This window comes from Paenibacillus dendritiformis, assembly GCF_945605565.1.
Lineage (GTDB): Bacteria > Bacillota > Bacilli > Paenibacillales > Paenibacillaceae > Paenibacillus_B > Paenibacillus_B dendritiformis_A.
On sequence record NZ_OX216966.1, the window covers coordinates 3489083 to 3507209 of the forward strand.

General features: G+C 54.3%; 20 protein-coding genes and 1 pseudogene. 15 read left to right on the forward strand and 6 right to left on the reverse strand.

The window, feature by feature from the left end; all coding sequences use genetic code 11:
• Nucleotides 1-96: 96 nt before the first annotated feature.
• Entirely contained in the window at nt 97-705 is a 609-nt protein-coding gene (locus NNL35_RS15335; protein WP_006677327.1) for a C40 family peptidase, read from the reverse strand.
• A 375-nt stretch (nt 706-1080) separates the two neighbouring features.
• Here NNL35_RS15335 and NNL35_RS15340 point away from each other — a divergent pair, with 375 nt between their 5' ends.
• From NNL35_RS15340 to trxA, 4 genes are all read left to right on the forward strand, one after another.
• Nucleotides 1081-1479, forward strand: coding sequence for an Rrf2 family transcriptional regulator (locus NNL35_RS15340; RefSeq protein ID WP_006677328.1), 399 nt, complete (start codon nt 1081-1083; stop codon nt 1477-1479).
• Between the two features lie 120 nt (nt 1480-1599).
• Nucleotides 1600-2502 carry an NAD(P)/FAD-dependent oxidoreductase gene (locus NNL35_RS15345; RefSeq protein ID WP_040731582.1) on the forward strand — a complete coding sequence of 301 codons (903 nt, stop codon included), beginning with the start codon at nt 1600-1602 and terminating at the stop codon, nt 2500-2502.
• 89 nt (nt 2503-2591) lie between these two features.
• Nucleotides 2592-3044 carry a carboxymuconolactone decarboxylase family protein gene (locus tag NNL35_RS15350; RefSeq protein ID WP_006677330.1) on the forward strand — a complete coding sequence of 151 codons (453 nt, stop codon included), beginning with the start codon at nt 2592-2594 and terminating at the stop codon, nt 3042-3044.
• A 27-nt stretch (nt 3045-3071) separates the two neighbouring features.
• A complete protein-coding gene (gene trxA, locus NNL35_RS15355) occupies nt 3072-3389 on the forward strand; it encodes a thioredoxin (RefSeq protein WP_006677331.1) in 318 nt (105 codons plus the stop codon).
• Between the two features lie 50 nt (nt 3390-3439).
• On the opposite strand, the gene NNL35_RS15360 is transcribed toward trxA, so the two are convergent.
• Nucleotides 3440-3880, reverse strand: a complete 441-nt coding sequence (locus NNL35_RS15360; RefSeq protein ID WP_006677332.1) for a VOC family protein — start codon at nt 3878-3880, stop codon at nt 3440-3442.
• Between the two features lie 156 nt (nt 3881-4036).
• Nucleotides 4037-4738: a CPBP family intramembrane glutamic endopeptidase gene (locus NNL35_RS15365; RefSeq protein WP_006677333.1), complete on the reverse strand. Its 702-nt coding sequence runs from the start codon at nt 4736-4738 to the stop codon at nt 4037-4039.
• 282 nt (nt 4739-5020) lie between these two features.
• On the opposite strand from NNL35_RS15365, the gene NNL35_RS15370 reads away from it, so the two are divergent.
• Nucleotides 5021-5455 (forward strand): SRPBCC family protein, encoded by a 435-nt coding sequence (locus NNL35_RS15370; protein ID WP_133383792.1) that lies wholly within the window; start codon nt 5021-5023, stop codon nt 5453-5455.
• The gene (locus NNL35_RS15375; RefSeq protein WP_254553565.1) at nt 5456-5824 is read left to right on the forward strand and encodes an ArsR/SmtB family transcription factor; all 369 of its coding nucleotides are present in this window, start codon (nt 5456-5458) and stop codon (nt 5822-5824) included.
• A gap of 16 nt (nt 5825-5840) precedes the next feature.
• Here the strand turns inward: NNL35_RS15375 and NNL35_RS15380 are convergent, their stop codons facing one another.
• Nucleotides 5841-7040 carry an MFS transporter gene (locus NNL35_RS15380; RefSeq protein WP_254553566.1) on the reverse strand — a complete coding sequence of 400 codons (1200 nt, stop codon included), beginning with the start codon at nt 7038-7040 and terminating at the stop codon, nt 5841-5843.
• Nucleotides 7041-7143: 103 nt separating this feature from the next.
• Here NNL35_RS15380 and NNL35_RS15385 point away from each other — a divergent pair, with 103 nt between their 5' ends.
• Complete coding sequence (locus NNL35_RS15385; protein ID WP_254553567.1) at nt 7144-8892, forward strand: ABC transporter substrate-binding protein; 1749 nt, start codon at nt 7144-7146, stop codon at nt 8890-8892.
• Here the strand turns inward: NNL35_RS15385 and NNL35_RS30405 are convergent.
• Nucleotides 8873-9004 (reverse strand): hypothetical protein, encoded by a 132-nt coding sequence (locus NNL35_RS30405; protein WP_276540137.1) that lies wholly within the window; start codon nt 9002-9004, stop codon nt 8873-8875. The two genes, NNL35_RS15385 and NNL35_RS30405, sit on opposite strands and share 20 nt — an antisense overlap.
• Nucleotides 8988-9512, reverse strand: a pseudogene (locus NNL35_RS15390) (ankyrin repeat domain-containing protein); the annotation flags it as partial. The gene NNL35_RS30405 and the pseudogene NNL35_RS15390, both read right to left, overlap by 17 nt.
• Before the next feature lie 232 nt (nt 9513-9744).
• Between NNL35_RS15390 and vanG the strand changes: the two are divergent.
• From vanG to NNL35_RS15430, 8 genes are all read left to right on the forward strand, one after another.
• Complete coding sequence (vanG, locus tag NNL35_RS15395) at nt 9745-10806, forward strand: D-alanine--D-serine ligase VanG (protein ID WP_254553568.1); 1062 nt, start codon at nt 9745-9747, stop codon at nt 10804-10806.
• Entirely contained in the window at nt 10803-11657 is an 855-nt protein-coding gene (locus tag NNL35_RS15400) for a D-alanyl-D-alanine carboxypeptidase family protein (RefSeq protein ID WP_254553569.1), read from the forward strand. The genes vanG and NNL35_RS15400 overlap by 4 nt, the downstream gene beginning before the upstream one ends.
• Nucleotides 11647-13530, forward strand: coding sequence for a serine racemase VanT catalytic subunit (gene vanT / locus NNL35_RS15405; RefSeq protein WP_254553570.1), 1884 nt, complete (start codon nt 11647-11649; stop codon nt 13528-13530). Before NNL35_RS15400 ends, vanT begins: the two co-directional genes overlap by 11 nt.
• A gap of 462 nt (nt 13531-13992) precedes the next feature.
• Entirely contained in the window at nt 13993-14472 is a 480-nt protein-coding gene (locus tag NNL35_RS15410) for a DUF6530 family protein (RefSeq protein WP_006677343.1), read from the forward strand.
• A 44-nt stretch (nt 14473-14516) separates the two neighbouring features.
• Nucleotides 14517-14909 carry a GIY-YIG nuclease family protein gene (locus tag NNL35_RS15415; RefSeq protein WP_006677344.1) on the forward strand — a complete coding sequence of 131 codons (393 nt, stop codon included), beginning with the start codon at nt 14517-14519 and terminating at the stop codon, nt 14907-14909.
• Nucleotides 14910-15603: 694 nt separating this feature from the next.
• Nucleotides 15604-16293: a response regulator transcription factor gene (locus tag NNL35_RS15420; RefSeq protein WP_254553571.1), complete on the forward strand. Its 690-nt coding sequence runs from the start codon at nt 15604-15606 to the stop codon at nt 16291-16293.
• Nucleotides 16286-17326 (forward strand): sensor histidine kinase, encoded by a 1041-nt coding sequence (locus NNL35_RS15425; protein ID WP_254553572.1) that lies wholly within the window; start codon nt 16286-16288, stop codon nt 17324-17326. The genes NNL35_RS15420 and NNL35_RS15425 overlap by 8 nt, the downstream gene beginning before the upstream one ends.
• Nucleotides 17327-17434: 108 nt before the next feature.
• A complete protein-coding gene (locus NNL35_RS15430) occupies nt 17435-18121 on the forward strand; it encodes an ABC transporter ATP-binding protein (RefSeq protein ID WP_254553993.1) in 687 nt (228 codons plus the stop codon).
• Nucleotides 18122-18127 lie beyond the last annotated feature (6 nt).

Sequence of the window (18127 nt, forward strand, 5' to 3'; positions counted from 1 at the left end):
TAACAAGAAAAATACAACCTGAATAGATAAAGCCAGGGGCAGAAATAGAAAAAGCAGGGCTTCAGCTCGAACCCCTGCTATCCATCGCGTATTTTATTATCGCCAATTCCATTGGTATTCCTCGGCAGGAGCTTGCTGATCGTAGCTCTCTTCCGCGTTACGATCTTGAGCCGGGGCAGAAGCTTCGGATGTAGGGGAGGTAATGACGCGTCGCGCAGTCACGAACGTCTTGTCCCAGGAGCTGCCGGAAAAATCGGAAATCGTTACGCCGACACCGACTTTATAGGTGTGAAGAAGCTTGTCCTCACCCATGTAAATGGATACGTGGTTAATCTTCCCGTCCCGGTTCGTATCGGAAAAGACAAGATCGCCCGGCTGAAGTTCGTTCTTGGAGACTTTAACGCCCGCGGTCGCTTGCTCCCGCGAAGAGCGCGGAAGCTCGATGCCATGCTTCTTGAACACATACTGCGTGAACGAAGAGCAATCGAATTGATCGGTTCGGCCGGATTTAGCTCCGAAATGATAAGGAACGCCGAGAAAGGCTTTTCCTGTCGCAATAACATTATCCGCTACCGTGGAAGCGGACGCGGAGGCCGCTTGGGCTGGTTGAGGGGCTGCCATTACCGTGCCTGACAAGGCTATAAAAAAGCTAAGGCTGATTCCCGTTACCGTTTTGACAATGCGTTGATTCTTCATGTTGTTCATGGTCTTCCTCCTTGTATTGAAAAGTTGGGGTAAGGCCTATTAACAACATAACATATGATTCGCATCCATTATTTAACGGATGTCTTGAAAACGCTGCAAGGGCAATGAATTCACGGCTTTATTAGAATTCGATGAGAAAATATTAACGAGATCGCCGAAACGGCTTGCGATAATCCGCAGGGGGCAGTCCGAAGCGAGCTGGAACGGTCAGAGGCGGGCCGGATTCGAATCGTGGAGACGATGAAGAGGGGGATTCCCGTATACCGTTGCGAACCCAGGCCAACGGTCTGATGTATTGTGAAAAGGCGCAGCTTGACATCTGGGCTGCTTCAAGGATATTATAGATACGATAAGTCCTTGAATGGGAGGTGCAGCATGAGATTTTCAAAAGCGACGAATTATGCTCTTCACACGATGCTCATGCTCGTGGAAGCTGCTTCGGTGAAGCCGATTGGCGTCCAGCAGTTGGCGGAAGCTCAAGGCGTCTCGCCGACCTATCTTTCCAAAATTTTAACGAGGCTCGTAAAAGCAGGAATGATTGAATCGGTTTCCGGGGTCAATGGAGGCTACCGGCTAACCCGCAATAAAGACGATATTACGTTTTTGGATATCATTCATGCCATCGAGGGGACCGCTTCGTTATTTGAATGCGGCTTTGTCCATGGTTCCGAATGCTTGATTCAAGCGGTCATGAAGGAAGCGGAAGAGAAAATGGAACAGCATCTTAACAATGCGAAATTGGCGGATCTGGCATTCAAGCAAACGCAAGTCTAAGCTGATCCGCCTCGGGCAGCGAGGAAGAGATATAAATTCGCTGCGAATAAAAAGTGTTTTTTTTGGTTTTATTATAGATATAATGAGTCTTTGTTATCTACGTTAGAGAGGATGAACATCATGACTTACGATTGCGCCATTATTGGCGGTGGCCCCGCCGGCTTGAATGCAGCCCTCGTTCTTGGCAGGGCGAGGAGAAGGGTTGCATTGCTCGACAGCAACCGCCCCAGAAATGCGGTCACGCATGCGTCACACGGCTTTATTACGAGAGACGGTATAACTCCGTCCGAATTCCGCCGGATTGCATATGAGGAGGTGCTGCGTTATCCGTTTGTCGAACATTTCCCAACCGAGGTTGCAGCACTGAACCGGATTGAATCCGGATTTGAAGTGCTTGATTCGTCAGGCCTTCGCCTTCCGGCGCGCAAAGTGATCCTGGCGACGGGCGTAAAGGAGGTGTTTCCGGAGATCGAAGGCTTTTATCCGCTGTACGGCAAAAGCTTGTTGAATTGCCCTTATTGCGACGGTTGGGAGCTCCAGGATCAACCGCTTGTCCTTGTATCCGAATCTCCAAGCGTGTTTCATACCGCCAAGCTGCTCCTCAATTGGAGCAAGGACCTGGTCGTCTGCACGAACGGTAAGGCTCCGTTGACGGAAGAGCAAATAGATCGGCTGCACACACTGGGTATCGCCGTAATGGAGCAGCCGGTTGCGGCTTTCGTCGGCCAAGATGGGCAGCTTGATCATGTTCGCTTTGCGGACGGAACTCAGGTTCCGCGGGCCGGCGGCTTCGTGATGCCTCAGTTTGTGCAAAGCACGCCGATCGGTGAACAACTGGGCTGCGCAAGGACGGAATCGGGCGGGATCCAGACGGATCAACGGGGAAGAACCTCGATACCCGGCCTGTATGCCGCAGGGGATGCTTCGCGTTTCTCGCCTTCCCAAGTGGTATTTGCCGCAGCGGATGGCAGTCGAATCGCAATGAGCGTCAATTTGGATTTGACGGAGGAAGATTACGGATAGGAGGTGGTGTTTTACGGCCCGTGTGTTCTTGCCGGGACAGCTTTGCAAGCCACATATTTCGACCGAATGGATTGGGGAGGTAAGGCGGAATGGAATTCAGAATGGTTCTCGATGAAGTCAATCCTGCTGCATACGAGGCGATGATGGGCCTTGAGTCGTTTGTGATGACATGCGGTTTGGATCCGTCCATCATTGAGCTAATCAAGCTAAGGGTGTCACAAATGAATCGCAGCTCCGTGTGCATGAATATAAACGGCAGAACTCTTTATGACAAAGGAGACAATTTCGAGCGGATTGTACTCCTGGATGTGTGGCGCGACGTGCCTAATTACAGCAGCCAGGAGAAAGCGGCGCTTGAGCTGGCGGAGCATATTACGCGAGTCGCCGAGCTGGGGGTCCCTGATTATGTATATGAACAAGTCCGTGCTCATTTTACTGAGCAACAGTACGTGAATCTCGTAATGGCCATCAATGCCATCAATTGTTGGAACCGGCTCGAAATTGCGGCCGGCATGACACCTGGATGCGCAATGGAAAAATAAATCATGCTATAGGAGAGGAAGATCCGAATGACGATTTACCATGTTACCGATGCGGCATTTCACAAGGAGCTGCAAGGCACAGGATTGACTCTTGTCAATTTTTGGGCGCCTTGGTGCGGACCTTGCCGGATGTTTGCCCCCATACTTGAAGCGTATGACGCAATAGGGAACAACGATGTGAAGCTGCTCAAAGTCAATGTTGACGAAAATGCGGAGACCGCCGCTCACTTCGGGATTATGGGCATTCCGGCTACGATTCTGTTCAAAAATGGCGAAGCGGTCGACAAACAAGTCGGAGTCATGTCCCTGGAAGGACTAAAGGCGTTCGTATCAAGACATCAGTAATATATGTAGATAGCTAAAAAAAGGAGCAGCAGGGCTGCTCCTTCTCTCATTTACCGCTCGTAGGCTTCCATATCCCCGCCTTCGCCGAGGTTAAGCTGCCACAAAATTCCGAACCGATCTTCCACTTGTCCGTAGCGTTTGCTCCAGAATGTCTCCTGCAGCTCCATGACGACCTTGCCGCCGGCCTGCAGCTTGTCGTAAATCGACTGGAGCTGGTCCTCGTTCTCGCAAATCGCAGCCAGGCTGATATTGTTGCCGACAGTGAATGGCATTCCCGGGAAGACGTCCGAGAACATGACGTTGCTGCCCAATATGTTGAGACGGGCATGCATAACGAGATGCTTGGCTTCCTCCGGAAGCGTAAAGTCCGGGTGGGGCGGCGTGTCGCCAAAGGTCATGATCTGCGGCTTGTCTGTGCCGAACACCTCAGCATAGAACTCGACGGCTTCCCGGCAGTTCCCGTTAAAATTCAAATATGCATCTACGGACATGTGCTTCAACTCCTTCGTTCGATTGGATCTTCATCGTATAGTATTTAGCGGCAGGAAATCAATTATGCTATGAAAAAATATTTTAATTTTTTATTAATGGTGAGGGGAAGGCGCCCTGTTCTTACACCTCCTGCCGTGAGATCGGATTCTTAAGCATCATCGGAGCCAGAAAATAAAAATAACGGTGGCGTTCATGACGCCGTGCAGCATAACGGGCATCCACAGGGTTCCCCTCCTCTCATAAAAGAGCGCAAACAGGCTGCCAGTTACTATAGCGTTCAGCATCAGCTCTGGAGCATGGCCGACCCCGAAAATAAGCGCGCTGACGATGACGCCGGCAAGGACGCCGAAGCGGCTCCGCAAATAGCCGTAGATTACGCCTCGATTCACGACCTCTTCCACCAATGGAGCAACGACAGCTCCCATAAGTAATGTTAGAATGAAGCCGACCGATTCTGCCGGCTCCGCCTTGGAAGAGCCTTCCGACCACAGAAACGTAAATGTAACCCATAGCACGAGCAATGAGATGAGATTGGCGAAGAGCGCCCAGGGCAGCAATTGCAGCCAGTCCTTCCTCGTTGGCCTGCGGAATCCGAAGGATGTCCAGGTTAATTGATACTTGCGGATGATGACGAGGCCGATAACAGCGAGTTGAATGATGTGGATCAGGAAGGCAGCTGTGTAGCGGGCATAGGCGGGCAGGAGCCCCAGATACTCCAGCGGAACTGCGGCCGCGTTCATGACGGGAGCCGACAGCAGCAGCCTCCATATAACGAGAATAAACAGCACGTCGATTCCATTCCATGGCACCTTGACTTGTTCGTTGGTGCGAGGCGGGGGAATTAGGTTGTTGCTCATTGGACATTTCTCCTTTGCGATGATTGTGTATCAGCGTTGGCAGTTCATCGATCTGTGGAAGAACGATATTGTGAATAGTTGCCATTATAGCCGGCCCCGTTACGTCACTTTCAATGAACAAACGGTGAACATCGGTTTGCCTGAGCAGCAATGAGGGGAAATTGGATCATATTGCTTGGCGGATAGAATCGTACGAATTATTGACATAGCACCAAATGGTTTCATATAATCGGAAAAGCGAAACCATTCGGTTTCCTATTTTCGAATGAAAGGAGAATGAGGATGGAAACCAACAACAAGAACACAGTTCCCGATATCCGGCAAACCGTGGTGTTGAACGCACCGATTCAAAAGGTGTGGGATGTCGTATCGACGGCGGAGGGCATTGCCTCCTGGTTCATGGAGAATGATTTCGAACCGAAGGAGGGACATGAATTCCATATCCAATCCCCGTTCGGACCTTCCCCGTGCAAAGTCATCGAGATAGAGGCGCCGCACCGGCTGTCCTTCGCGTGGGATACGGACGGCTGGATCGTCACGTTCCTGTTGACAGAGATGGGGGACAAGACCGAGTTCACGTTGATTCACGGCGGGTGGAAGGCAGCGGATGCGATTATCGGGAAGGCGAATGAGACGAGCGCCGTCATTCGCGATCGGATGAATCAGGGCTGGGATGCGATCGTGCATCAACGGCTTCGCCAGGCGGTCGAGGGCTAAGTGTCATCGTCTGCGGCCAAGTACGATGTGTTTCAGGCTATCGCCGACCCAACCCGCAGGGAAGTTCTTCGCTTGTTGGCGGACAAGGAAATGCCGATTTCCCAGATTACGAGACATTTTCCGATCAGCCGCACCGCCATTGCCAAGCATCTTCATATTCTGACCGAAGCCGAACTGGTCAGCGGGCGGAAGGTGGGCCGGGAGAAGATCTACCGGCTGCATCCGGAGCCGCTAACGGAGCTGAAGGATTGGCTCTCCTTCTACGAGCGCTTCTGGAGCAACAAGCTGTCCATCCTGAAGCATGTCGTGGAGCAAGAGACGAATCCCGGCTTGCGAGTGGTGGAAGCGGAGGAGAAGGACAGGCACTGACATTCCCGTCAGTGCCTTACCTGGTTGTTCGAAATGTTCCCTTGGAGAGATAGAAAGCAAGCAAGGCGACGATGGCGCTTGCGATGAGGAACAGCCAGGGAATCGGCAGATGGTCCGCCCATAGGCCTGACAAGAGCAAGCCGAGCGGCAAGACCAGCTTCATGAACATCGAAGAGGTGCCTGCGACGCGTCCGAGTAAATGATTCGGCGTCGACTCCTGGCGAATCGCCAAATAAATGATATTGACGATGACGGTGGTGCAGGTTCGGCAGGCTAACAGGATCGCGAGCTGCCACCAAGCTCCTGCGAAGAAAAATAAGCAGAGCACAACCGCATCGATGCAGAGCATGGCATGAAAAATGGCGCCTCTTGTCCATTTCTTGCGCAGCAGCTTCTGTCCCTTCGCCCCGGCAATCCCCCCGAACGCCGAGATGGAGAACATCCAGCCGACCTCCTTCGATGTCGCTCCCAACTGATCTACCGTGTAAAAGACGAGAACGCCGATGACGAAGCTCGTGGCCAAATTCGTGAACAAGATGGTGATTGTCGGCGGAAGCAATGTCTTATTGCCGAACAGCTCGCTCATCCCTTCCTTCATATCTTGCCAAAGGGTCTGTTCGCGCGCACATTCAGGCGATGGCACCGGATCCAGCAGCAAGACAGTCACCCATAAGAGAACCAGGCTTATCGCATAAATAAGGAACATCCACTCATAAGCCAGCCAAATGATTAGGAAGCCGGCGATGGACGGTCCGATAATCGAGAGTACCGTTCCCAGCAGTGAGAACCGGGCCTGAATATCGGTCATCCTCTCCCGGGGAAATAACTGCGGCATAATCGCATGCTTCGCGTTGCCGAAGGTGTAGCTGACGGTCGAGAGCAGGAAGCCGAGCAGATACAGCTGCCACAGATGGAGCGCATTCAGCCACAGGAGAAGTACGAGGAGCGCAGCGAGTCCGGCTTGAAGGAAACTGGTCCACGTCATCATCTTCTGCCGGTTCATCCGGTCGACCATTACCCCGGCGAGCATGCCGAGCAGCACGTTCGGCACAAAATCCATCACGCGCATCGTACTCATGGCGAGTGCGGATTGGGACCATTCATAAATAAACAGCGGCAGGATAAAGCTGTAGATCTGGCCGCCCATCGTTACAATGAACGTGCTGGCATATAACACATTGAAATTCCGATATTGATGCAGCGATGTATCTGACATACTCCCTCATCCTTCCGTTGATGTTATTTCCAGTGTAGAATGAAGAAACGGGAACAAAAAGTGATAATATGGATGAAATAGTTCCCCTTTTAGGAGGATGAGCATGTATCCTTATTTGATTGACCTGGCCAGACGTTTTCCTCAAGGGATCGAGAACGAGACGGGGATTGGAGAGCTGGCCGCTCTGTTTCAATGCTCCACGCGCTATACGAAGACGATACTCAAGCAACTCCATCAGCAGGGAGACATCCGCTGGATTTCTTTTCAAGGAAGAGGCAAGAAGCCGCGTCTTCTGCTGCATAAGAGCCTGGAGGAGATCATTCGCCTCTATTTTCAAGCGTTGTGGCAGAAGGGCGAATTTCAAAAGGCGTTCCAACTCATCGCCGAGCATGGCATGTTCCAGGACGGGGAGATCAAGCGTTTCATTGAAGAGGCGTATGGCCTGCACCATATTGTACATAACGAGAAGCCGTTGGATGTGTTCCGCTATCCGTATCCGAATACGCGCTTAGTGCTCGATCCGCTGCATGCGATCTCGAGACATGATGTGCATTTCGTCGAACACATTTTTGATTCCCTGCTGCGGTTCGATCCGGAGCTTCAACAGCCTGTGCCTCATCTTGCCCATGCTGTCGATACCGGGGACGGGGTGTCGTGGCGAATTCTGCTGCGCAAAGGCGTCCGCTTCCATGATGGAACGGCCGTCCGAAGCTTGGATGTGATGGGCACGCTGAACCGGGCCATGAAGCGGGACCGGATGTTCATTCCGATGGAGCGCATGACGATAGAGGATGATTATTCCTTGACGGTGCAGTTGAAGGAGCAGAATTATTTATTTCCGCGAATCGTATGCAGTCCGAAGCTGTCCATCGTGCCGCTGCGATGGATGGAAGGCGGAGAACACGGCATTCCGCCCGGGACAGGGCCCTTCCGGCTGGCCAGCCTTACGGACACCTTGGTGAAGCTGGAAGCTTTCGAGCATTATTTTGGCTGCCGGCCTTGGCTCGACCAAGTCGAGGTGATCCATACGCCCAACCTGTTGACCTTTGGCTTATCGACCAGCGTGTCGAACGATCCGGATGAAGAGGCGGTGAAAATCGAGCAGGTAGAGCAGGGGGCCGATTTTGTGCTGCTCAACGCCAATGAATCGAGTGTCTTCCATGATGAGGCCGCCAGGCATTGGCTCTATGATGCGATCAAGAGCGAGGCATTTTGCTTGCGGGAAGAGGGAGAGTTCGCGGCGACGAGCTTCCTGGTTGACCGCTCGGAACGGCAGCTGCCTGAGGCATGCGCGAGGCCGAAGCCTGACATCCCGTGGCCGACGATCCGCATCCGGGTTCAGCAGATCCGGCCGGAGGCCAATCATTTGAGAGAGGCCAAGGTGCTGGAGCGGCTGCTGCATGCACATGGATTGCAATGCGCATTGGAGATCGTGTCACCCGCCGAGATCAACGAGGAAGCAGGGAGCAAGTATGACTGCTTCGTCGGGGGAATCGCTTTCGGCAAGGACTGGATGATGTCGGCGATGGCCATGCTGCAGGGCAAGGGCAACTACCTGATGTCGGCGTTGCCAGAAGAGGGCAGAAGTCATGTGCGCTCCCTCCTTCGTCAGCTCCAAGGCGAGCGCTCGGAAGCGGCGAGGGTGCGAAGGTATGAGGAGATTGAATCGTATTTCACCAGCCAGGCCATTTTGAAATTTCTGGCGCATCGCCGCCATACGCTCTATGTGTCGAAGCACAGCCCGTTCTACCATATCCGAATGGATGCCAACGGGAAAATTGATTACCGCGCTATCGTGAGAAGCAGGGATTCCCGGGGAGAAGGGGAATCAGCTACAGCTCCCCTTCCATAATCTTGCCTAAATAGACTTCAGGATGGGCAATGAACTTGGCAAACGGGCCCAGATCCGCATATTCCTGATGCTCGACATCATAATAACCGATGCAATACCATATCGCGAGCATTGAAATTAACGTCGGCGCCATGGTCCAACAGCCATGCGACCGTCTTCCTGTCGCGATCGCCCACCGCTTTTCTCAGTGTGCTCCCGCCATGCTTCCGGACATCGAGACCAAGCTCGTGAATGAGCGGGATGTTCCGCTTGTTGCCGTAATACGCCTGATCATAGGCATTCGACTTCACCCGGTTCAGCGCGTCCAGCTTCGCCCCGTGCGCCGCCACATAGCGAACCGTTTCCTCGCCGCAATAGCGCACGGCGATGAGAATGGCCGGATCCTGCTTATCATTCAGGTTGACTCCATGCTCGATGAGGAGCTTCACGATTGGAAGCTGCTCTGCGAGCAGCGCAATATGCAGGGGGCGGAGCGTCGTGTATTGGCTAAGCGTAATCTCCTCCTCGATATCCCAGCCCTGCGCGATCGCTTCGCGGAGCGCGGGAACATGGCCTTCCACGATCTGCATCGCCCGGTCGGGCAGCGTCTCGAATCTTCCGATATCCTTCAACTGTATCAAGGTCAATCCCTCCTAATCTATGTAATCTATGAACCCTATCAATCCAGCGATGTTTTTGCCCGGGCCAAGAAATGTCCGTTCCGGGAACGCGGCTTTCTTAACAAAACTTCATAAATCTTCATATTCGTCTAGCAGAATCTTTAAAAACATTAACACTCTATTTAAAGATAAACAAGATAAACAGGCTACGATGAAGCATAGCAGAAAACTACTTCATGGAGGCTTGTTATTGATGAAAAAGAAGACGATTGCCGTCTTGTTCGGCGGCTGCTCCACCGAATATGAGGTATCCTTGAAATCGGCCGCGTCGGTCATCGATCATTTGGACCGGGCCCGCTATCATATCGTCATGGTCGGCATTACGCGCGAGGGAAGATGGCTGAAATATCACGGCCCCACCGAGGATATCCGGCAGGACCGCTGGCACGCCCATCCCGCCTGCTTGCCCGCCTGTCTCTCGCCAAGCAGGGACGTCGGCGGTCTTATCGTGCTTGTCGGCACCGAGTATCATATGACTCCCGTCGATGCCGTCTTCCCTGTCCTGCATGGCAAGAACGGGGAGGATGGAACCGTCCAGGGGCTGCTGGAGCTGTCGGGTATTCCGTTCGTCGGCTGCGGCTCGCTGTCGTCGGCCATCGGCATGGACAAGGAGATCGCGCATACATTAGTGCGCGCGGCCGGCATCGAGACAGCGGAGTCCGTTACGATTTACGATGACGAACCGCTGGACAGAGCGGTGGACGCCGCGGCAAGGCTCGGATTCCCGCTGTATGTGAAGCCGGCCCGATCCGGATCGTCTCTGGGCATTACGAAGGCATGCAATAAGCAAGAGCTGATGGATGGGGCGATACTCGCTTTTTCCCATGATAATAAGATCGTGATCGAGCAAAATGTGAACGGCTTCGAGGTGGGATGCGCTGTGCTGGGCGATGCCGATCCAATCGTGGGCGAGGTCGATGAGATTGAGCTCCGGGACGGATTTTTCAATTATCATGAAAAATATACGCTTGAGACGTCAGCCATCCATATGCCTGCCCGCATCGATGCCGATACCGCAGCCAGAGTCAAAGCAGCGGCGCTGACCATCTATCGAACGCTCGGCTGCCGCGGGCTGGCCCGAGTCGACCTGTTCCTGACGAACGAAGGGAGGATCGTGTTCAACGAGGTGAACACGATGCCAGGCTTCACGTCCGCCAGCAGATACCCGAATATGCTGCGCGGGATCGGCCTGTCCTTCCCGGACATCCTGGACCGGTTGATTCAGCTCGCCCTCGCGGAGGAGCGGAGCGCATGAGTCAAGTCAGGATGTATGCGGCCAACCGCAGGTCGCTCATGGGAAAATACACGGAAATTGCGGTCGGCCGGGATCAGGTTCACGCAGGGCATGTCCTGCTCGTGAACCGCGACCATCCGGTGAAGCGTCCGCCGGCGCCGGAGGAACTGCTTCCGGTGCAGCAGATTCCGGCGGCGCGCCATTGCGAGGAGCCGGAGATTCTGCTGGAGAAGACGTGCTTGCGCCAGTTGAACCAACTGCTCCAGGCATGCCGTGCCGCAGGGCGCATCGTGGCCGTCAGCGGCTACCGATCGAAGGAAGCGCAAGGGCGCATCTATGCGGCATCGGTGCGGGACCACGGCCCCGCCTTCACGGCGAGCTATGTCGCGCGCCCGAATGAGAGCGAGCACCAGACCGGACTCGCGGTGGATGTCGGGGAATATGCCGATACGATCGACTATCTCTGTCCGTCGTTCCCTGATCGTGGCGTCTGCCGGGACTTCAAGCGCCTTGCCGCTGATTACGGCTTTATTCAGAGGTACGAGGAAGGCAAGGAGCCGATCACCGGGATCGCTTGCGAGCCGTGGCATTTTCGTTATGTCGGCTTCCCGCATTCGCGCATTATCACGCAGAACGGGATGTGCCTGGAGGAGTATATCGATGTTGTGAAGCAATTCACCTGTGAAGGGCCGCATTTGATCGTCCAGGGCCGGGATGGGGTGGATGAAGTGTATTATGTTCCGGCGGCTGCAAATGGGCTAACGACGATACCTGTCGTTCACGGCGTACCCTACCGCTTGTCCGGCAATAATCAGGACGGCTTCATCGTGACCGTGCTTCACCGCAAAGGCGGTGGGCGCCGTGACGGCTAACGTTCATGTTGGCGGGCTCGACCGCTTCAAAATCGTGGCCGCCCTCCTGGTCATTGCCATTCATACCGGCCCGTTGATGTCGTACAGCTCCTATGCCGATTTCATGTTGACCGGCATTGCGGCGCGCGTGGCTGTGCCGTTTTTCTTTATCGCATCGGGGTTCTTGTTCTTCCGCAAGCTGACGGGGGAGGCAAGCCGGGATCGTGCCCTGCTGCATCGCTTCATGCTCAGAATCGGGCTGCTGTATGCGGTGTCCATCGTGCTTTATTTGCCTTTAAACGGGTATGCGGGATACTTTGCGGAGGAATTCAATTTATTGTCCTTGCTTCGGGATCTTGTCTTCAACGGCACGTTCTATCATTTATGGTATCTGCCCGCGCTGATTCTCGGGACGTATATTACGTACTTTTTGTATCGCACGCTTCCGTTGCAGGGGATGCTGGCTGCGGCCGGATTATTGTACATCGCCGGTCTGCTGGGAGACAGCTATTACGGCGTAACGGAGCAGCTTCCGGTCCTGCGCGCCGCGTATGCCGGGATGTTCACCTGGTTCGATTACACGCGCAACGGCCTCTTTTTCGCGCCGTTATATATTGCGCTCGGCGCGTGGACGGCGGCACGCTCTGTTCGTCTTCGCTCCGCCGCGGCGGGCACCGGCCTTCTGCTGCTGCGGCTGACGGACGGGAGAGGCACGGCACTGTCGGTTATGATGTCCTTCGGCGTGATACGCTTCCTTGGCCGGTTCCGCAGGGCGGCTCCGGATCTGCGCCGCCGGGCCTGGGCGGAGATCCGGCTGGATCACGTGACGCATAACGTGCGGGAGCTTCGAGGCCTGCTGCCGCCCGATTGCGAGCTGATGGCGGTCGTCAAGGCGGATGCTTACGGGCATGGCAGTATTCCGGTAGCCAGACATTTGAGCCGCATCGGCGTACGTCAGTTCGCGGTGGCGGAGGTGGAAGAGGGAGTTGCGCTGCGCCGAGAAGGCATCAAGGGAGAAATACTGGTGCTCGGCTATACCTCGCCCGAACGGTTCGACGATCTGGCGCGTTACCGCCTCACGCAAACGGTCATCAGCGCCGATTACGGCAAAGCATTGGATGCGTTCGGCAAACATGTGAACGTTCATATTAAGATCGACACCGGCATGAGCCGTCTGGGCGAACGTTGGAGCCATATGGACGAGATCTGCTCGATGTACCGGCTGCGCAACGTGCGCGTCACCGGAACGTTCACCCATTTATCTTCCTGCGACAGTCCGGCGGAAGCGGATATCGCGTTCACGAATGCCCAGATCAAGCGATTTCGTCAGACGATCGATCAGATCAAGGCGGCCGGGCTGGACCCGGGCACGCTGCATATGCAGAGCAGCTACGGGGTCGTCAATTATCCCGGGCTCCACTGCGGCATGGCCCGTCCGGGCATTGCCCTGTTCGGCCTGCTCGGCACCGAACGCGATCAAGCGCCCATTGATCTGCGGCCGGCGCTGTCGTGGAGGGCCAGGGTGACCTTGGTCAAGCAGATGCAGGCAGACGAGCCTGTCGGGTACGGTCGCAATTACAAGACAAGAACGGGCAGCGTCATTGCGACGGTGTCGATCGGCTATGCAGACGGCGTGCCGAGAGTTCTCGCGGAGAAAGGGGGAGCGGTTCTCATCCGGGGGCAACGGGCGCCGATCGCGGGCAACATTTGCATGGATCAATTCATGGTGGATGTGACGCATATCGGGGGAGTTCAGGAAGGGGACACGGTCACGCTGATTGGGCAAGACGGGGAAGCGTCCATTACGGCAGGCGAGATGGCGCGCCGCTGCGGAACGATTACGAACGAGATTGTGAGCCGCATCGGACAGCGAGTGGACAGAATCTATCTCTGACACGACGGATCTATCTCTGAGGAAAGACCGCTTCCGGCAGCGAGTGTAACCATGTAACGTGCAGATACCGTAGCAATCCTACAGTCCTGGCGCCATGGGCATCTCGCAGCATCAGATTCAAGTCCGATCCCGTGATTTCGATGAGGATCTAGGCCAGTGGGGCAAGGTCAATGTCGAGCAAGGAGCAGTGATCCATCGGCGAATGGGGCGGCCAAGCGGGCGAAGCGCTGGTGGAAGGGCGCCAGTAACAACGACATAGAGCAAGCAGCATGCCAATCTCGTTGCGGGACGCGTGCCGGTGCTGCCGATCGCGAAGGCGATCGGTGGTCCGGGCGCGTCCTTTTTGTGATGTCTTGACTTTCGGGGCGAGGCGAGCTATGATTAGTCATGTGAGTTAGTAATTTAGTAATCTAGTAAATAACTTATTTCGATATAGTTCAGATCGGATGGAGGATATAGAAGATGAAAATTCCTACAAATCTTAAGCATAAGCCTGTCATTGTCTCGGAGAATTACGAGAAGGTGGATGGACGTTATTCGGGACATTCCGATGCGAAGGGGCTCTCCTTGGGCTTGGCCCAATGGAATGACCGCGGCAAGGTCGATATCTCGGCCAAAGTATGGCGATATACCGGCGAGAAATGGTCCAGACAGTCGGAGGAGCTGCCGCTTCACCGCGTGCTCGACCTGGCCATTCTGGTCTGCCGGAGTATGGTTCATTTCCGCGAAGCGTATCGTTATCAGGACTTGTACGATCCGGAAAATCCGGTCATCGACCGCATCGGATTGCAAGGGGATGCGATGACAGTGGCGGTATGCACCGACAATGAGAAGATTAAGGAAGATATCAAGCTGTTCAGCCAGGCGCTCAGCGACGATGACGAGCTGAATGGCGAACGGCTGCGGACATTGTCGGCCCTGCTGAAGGAAATGGGTTATTGATTCGTATGATTGATTCGCAGCAACGAGGGGAAGGAGGAGCCGTCATGGCAATGGATAAGCAGAGAAAGAAAGAGCTCGCCTCGGCATATCAGAAATCGTTCCGGCCGATGGGCGTCTACCAGATTCGCAATGTCAAGAACGGGAAAATTCTCGTGGACGGCACGATGGATCTGGATGGAGCCAAAAACCGGCTCGAATTCATGAAGCAGACGAAGATGAACGGCATTCCGGAGCTGAAGCAGGATTGGGATGCGTACGGCGGCGACTGCTTCGTGTTCGAGGAGCTTGATCAGATCAAGCCGCGCGAAGAGAGTGTCGCCGAACGTTCCGAATTGAAGAAATACCGGGACGAGGTGGACGCGCTGCTGGAGCTGTGGATCGAGAAGCTGCAGCCCTTTGGCGATAAGGGATATAATAAACCGAAGCGCAAGCCCTAAGCGCAGGAACCGGCCGGAAGGCCGGTTTTTTGCTGTGCATGGGATCCTATGGAGAGGGACGACGGCGTGTCTACTTGCGTGGCGGTTCCCGGCGGGAAGAGTCATTGCATGTGAATCCTGCAAATATACAGTATTTTATTGCATTGGAGGGCGTGTTTTCCATAATTCCTGCCAGAATGCAGGAATTTGTACGTTTTCGCGGAAATGGAGCCGTAGCGGGCCGAAATTGATGTAAATTTGCAGGATTCCAAGCAGCGTTAATCACCCCTGAGGAAATTCCTGCGTTTCTGCAGCTTTTCTGTGCTGGCAGACTGCGATGCTGGGCAGAGTGCTATGTGGCAGACTGCGATGCTGGGCAGAGTGCTATGTGGCAGACTGTGATGCTGGCAGAGTGCTATGTGGCAGACTGCTATGTTGTCAGATTGCTATGTTGGCAGACTGTGATGCTGACAGAGTGCGATGCCGGTAGATTGCTAGCGGCAGAAAGCAAGGGTGAGGATAGAGGGTGAAGGGCAGTTGATATAGGGAGGTAGTCTATTGAACTAGCGAACGTACGCGTGGTAGATTGATGGTGATATGATCATTTCGGAGGGAAGCAATCATATTCCATGCCTATCATTTGCCGCTGAGGACGTGCTCACGATCGAGTGAATGAGAAGAAGCATGGATTGAGGAAGAGGGGCGGCCATTTGCCATGACTACACTGCTCGTAGTGGAGGACGATATCAGCTTGAATAAGGGCATTGCCCTTACGCTTGCCCGGGACGGGGTTACGATTCGACAGGCTTACGATTTGGCCACGGCGGACAAGCTGTTTTCGAACGGGTCTATCGATTTGATTATCCTCGACGTCAACCTGCCTGACGGCAGTGGCCTGGATTTCTGTGAGCGGATACGCCTGACATCCCGGGTTCCGATCGTATTTTTGACGGCTAACGATCTGGAGGCGGACATTGTGACCGGGCTGGAGCTGGGAGGGGATGACTATATTACGAAGCCGTTCAGCCTGATGGTGCTGCGCGCGCGGGTTATGGCCGTGTTGAGAAGGATGGACCCGCAGCAAGAGGACAAGTTGACGATCGGCGATCTGGTATTCGATTTCGGGAACATGGAATTTCGCAAACGGGGCCGGTCCATGACGCTAAGCCGAACCGAGCAGAAGCTGCTCAAAGCATTGGTGGGGAACCGGGGGACGATTCTAACCCGAGAGCAGCTCATGGATCGGGTATGGACGAATGAGGCGGAGTTCGTAGACGAGAACGCCTTAACGGTGACGGTGAAGCGATTGCGGGCGAAGATCGAAGACGAGCCATCTGCGCCCAAATTCATTAAAACCGTCTACGGCCTAGGCTATGTATGGGCTGAGGGGACCCGTTATGAATAAGCGCCTGGAGTTCGAATTCAAACGGATTTATATCATTTTCTCCTCGATATTCCTTCTGCTGGTCCTCGGCTATGTGTCCGGGATGCTGTACATTACCGGATTTGACGGGGCGGCGGGATGGCTTAGCTTTTGGTTTGCCGCTGCCATGCTCGTAACGGGAGGAGCCTGGATCTGGATGCTTCAATTGAAGGTTGCGGCCGTGATCCATACGGTCCATGATATCGTGGACGGGGCGATGAGCGGGCGGGAACGGATCACGGGTTATGCGGAAACGAGTCTGTCAGCCCTGGAGCACAAATTAATCCGGTATATCGATGTATCGAAGACCCATGAAAAGGCAAATAAAGAGGAAAAAAATAATATCAAGGCGCTTATCTCCGACATTTCCCATCAAACGAAAACACCGTTGTCCAACATCGTTCTGTACAGTCAGCTGCTTGAGGAGAGCCATCAGACGGGCGAGGAAGCAGAGGATATCCGCCACCTCGTGGCTCAGATCAAAGGTCAATCGGAAAAGCTGAATTGGCTAATCCAATCGCTGATCAAGATGTCCCGCCTGGAAACGGGGATCATCGCGATAAGAGCATCTGTCCACCCGGTGCTGCAGACGATAACCGGAGCCGTATCGCAGATTTACGCCGGAGCGGAACAAAAGCATATCGAGATCGCGATATGCTGCAATACAGAAACGGCAGCCAGTCATGATCGGAAATGGACGGGCGAGGCACTGTTTAACATTTTGGAAAATGCGGTCAAGTATAGTGAGCCTGGGGGACGAATCCATATTTCAGCCCATTCCGGAGAAATGTTCTGCCGCATCGACATCGCCGATCAGGGCATCGGCATCGAAGAGAGCGAACTGAACCTTATTTTCCAGCGTTTTTACCGATGCAAAAAGGCGGCGGAATATGAAGGCGTGGGCATTGGCTTGTATCTGGCCAGGGAAATCATCACCTCCCAGGGCGGGTATATCCGGGCTGCTTCGACACCGGGGGAGGGGACGGTGTTCTCGGTGTTCTTGCCGGCGGTGTAGGCGAATGTGTCAACACTGTTATATTTCAGACACGGGAATGTTAGATTCGTGTGCTACATTTAGTCTGTACCTAGGATACAGACTATTTATTTTGGGGAGATGACCGTCTTGCCAATCCTGGAAGTTGACAATCTGAAGAAATATTACGGCAAAGGGGAACCGATCGTAAAAGCGCTCGACGGCATTTCCCTGACCGTAGAGAAGGGCGAGTTCGTGGCCATCGTCGGCACGAGCGGCAGCGGCAAAAGCACGCTGCTTCATATGCTCGGCGGGCTGGACCGGGCGACGGAAGGCAAGGTTTACGTGGACGGGAACGATATTTTCGGCATGAATGATGAGAATCTGACCGTGTTCCGGCGCAGATCGGTCGGGTTTGTGTTTCAGAGCTATAATCTGATTCCGATTCTTAACGTATACGAAAATATCGTGCTGCCGATTGAACTGGATGGAGCCCGCGTGGATAAGCCGTATGTGGATCAGGTCATAGGGGCGCTCGGGCTGAAGGCGAAAATTCATATGCTGCCGTCCAACCTGTCCGGCGGGCAGCAGCAAAGAGTGGCGATTGCAAGGGCGCTGGCGACCAAGCCATCTATCTTATTGGCGGACGAGCCTACCGGGAATCTGGACAGCAAGACAAGTCAAGAGGTGCTGATCCTGATGAAGCAGATGAGCGAGAAGTTCAATCAGACCATGGTGATGATTACCCATAACGAAGAGATCGCGCAGACCGCCGACAGGGTGATCCGGATCGAGGACGGCCGAATCGCAAGCCGATCCGAAGCCGGCCGGAGGTGAGAACGC

Coding starts and splice junctions, on each gene's coding strand:
- NNL35_RS15350 (WP_006677330.1), top strand. CDS start 2,592: ATGGAATTCAGAATGGTTCTCGATGAAGTCAATCCTGCTGCATACGAG.
- NNL35_RS15340 (WP_006677328.1), top strand. CDS start 1,081: ATGAGATTTTCAAAAGCGACGAATTATGCTCTTCACACGATGCTCATG.
- NNL35_RS15370 (WP_133383792.1), top strand. CDS start 5,021: ATGGAAACCAACAACAAGAACACAGTTCCCGATATCCGGCAAACCGTG.
- NNL35_RS15400 (WP_254553569.1), top strand. CDS start 10,803: ATGAGTCAAGTCAGGATGTATGCGGCCAACCGCAGGTCGCTCATGGGA.
- NNL35_RS15425 (WP_254553572.1), top strand. CDS start 16,286: ATGAATAAGCGCCTGGAGTTCGAATTCAAACGGATTTATATCATTTTC.
- NNL35_RS15420 (WP_254553571.1), top strand. CDS start 15,604: ATGACTACACTGCTCGTAGTGGAGGACGATATCAGCTTGAATAAGGGC.
- NNL35_RS15415 (WP_006677344.1), top strand. CDS start 14,517: ATGGCAATGGATAAGCAGAGAAAGAAAGAGCTCGCCTCGGCATATCAG.
- NNL35_RS15380 (WP_254553566.1), bottom strand. CDS start 7,040: ATGTCAGATACATCGCTGCATCAATATCGGAATTTCAATGTGTTATAT.
- NNL35_RS15335 (WP_006677327.1), bottom strand. CDS start 705: ATGAACAACATGAAGAATCAACGCATTGTCAAAACGGTAACGGGAATC.
- NNL35_RS15365 (WP_006677333.1), bottom strand. CDS start 4,738: ATGAGCAACAACCTAATTCCCCCGCCTCGCACCAACGAACAAGTCAAG.
- NNL35_RS15410 (WP_006677343.1), top strand. CDS start 13,993: ATGAAAATTCCTACAAATCTTAAGCATAAGCCTGTCATTGTCTCGGAG.
- NNL35_RS15385 (WP_254553567.1), top strand. CDS start 7,144: ATGTATCCTTATTTGATTGACCTGGCCAGACGTTTTCCTCAAGGGATC.
- vanG (WP_254553568.1), top strand. CDS start 9,745: ATGAAAAAGAAGACGATTGCCGTCTTGTTCGGCGGCTGCTCCACCGAA.
- NNL35_RS15360 (WP_006677332.1), bottom strand. CDS start 3,880: ATGTCCGTAGATGCATATTTGAATTTTAACGGGAACTGCCGGGAAGCC.
- NNL35_RS30405 (WP_276540137.1), bottom strand. CDS start 9,004: ATGCTCGCGATATGGTATTGCATCGGTTATTATGATGTCGAGCATCAG.
- trxA (WP_006677331.1), top strand. CDS start 3,072: ATGACGATTTACCATGTTACCGATGCGGCATTTCACAAGGAGCTGCAA.
- NNL35_RS15345 (WP_040731582.1), top strand. CDS start 1,600: ATGACTTACGATTGCGCCATTATTGGCGGTGGCCCCGCCGGCTTGAAT.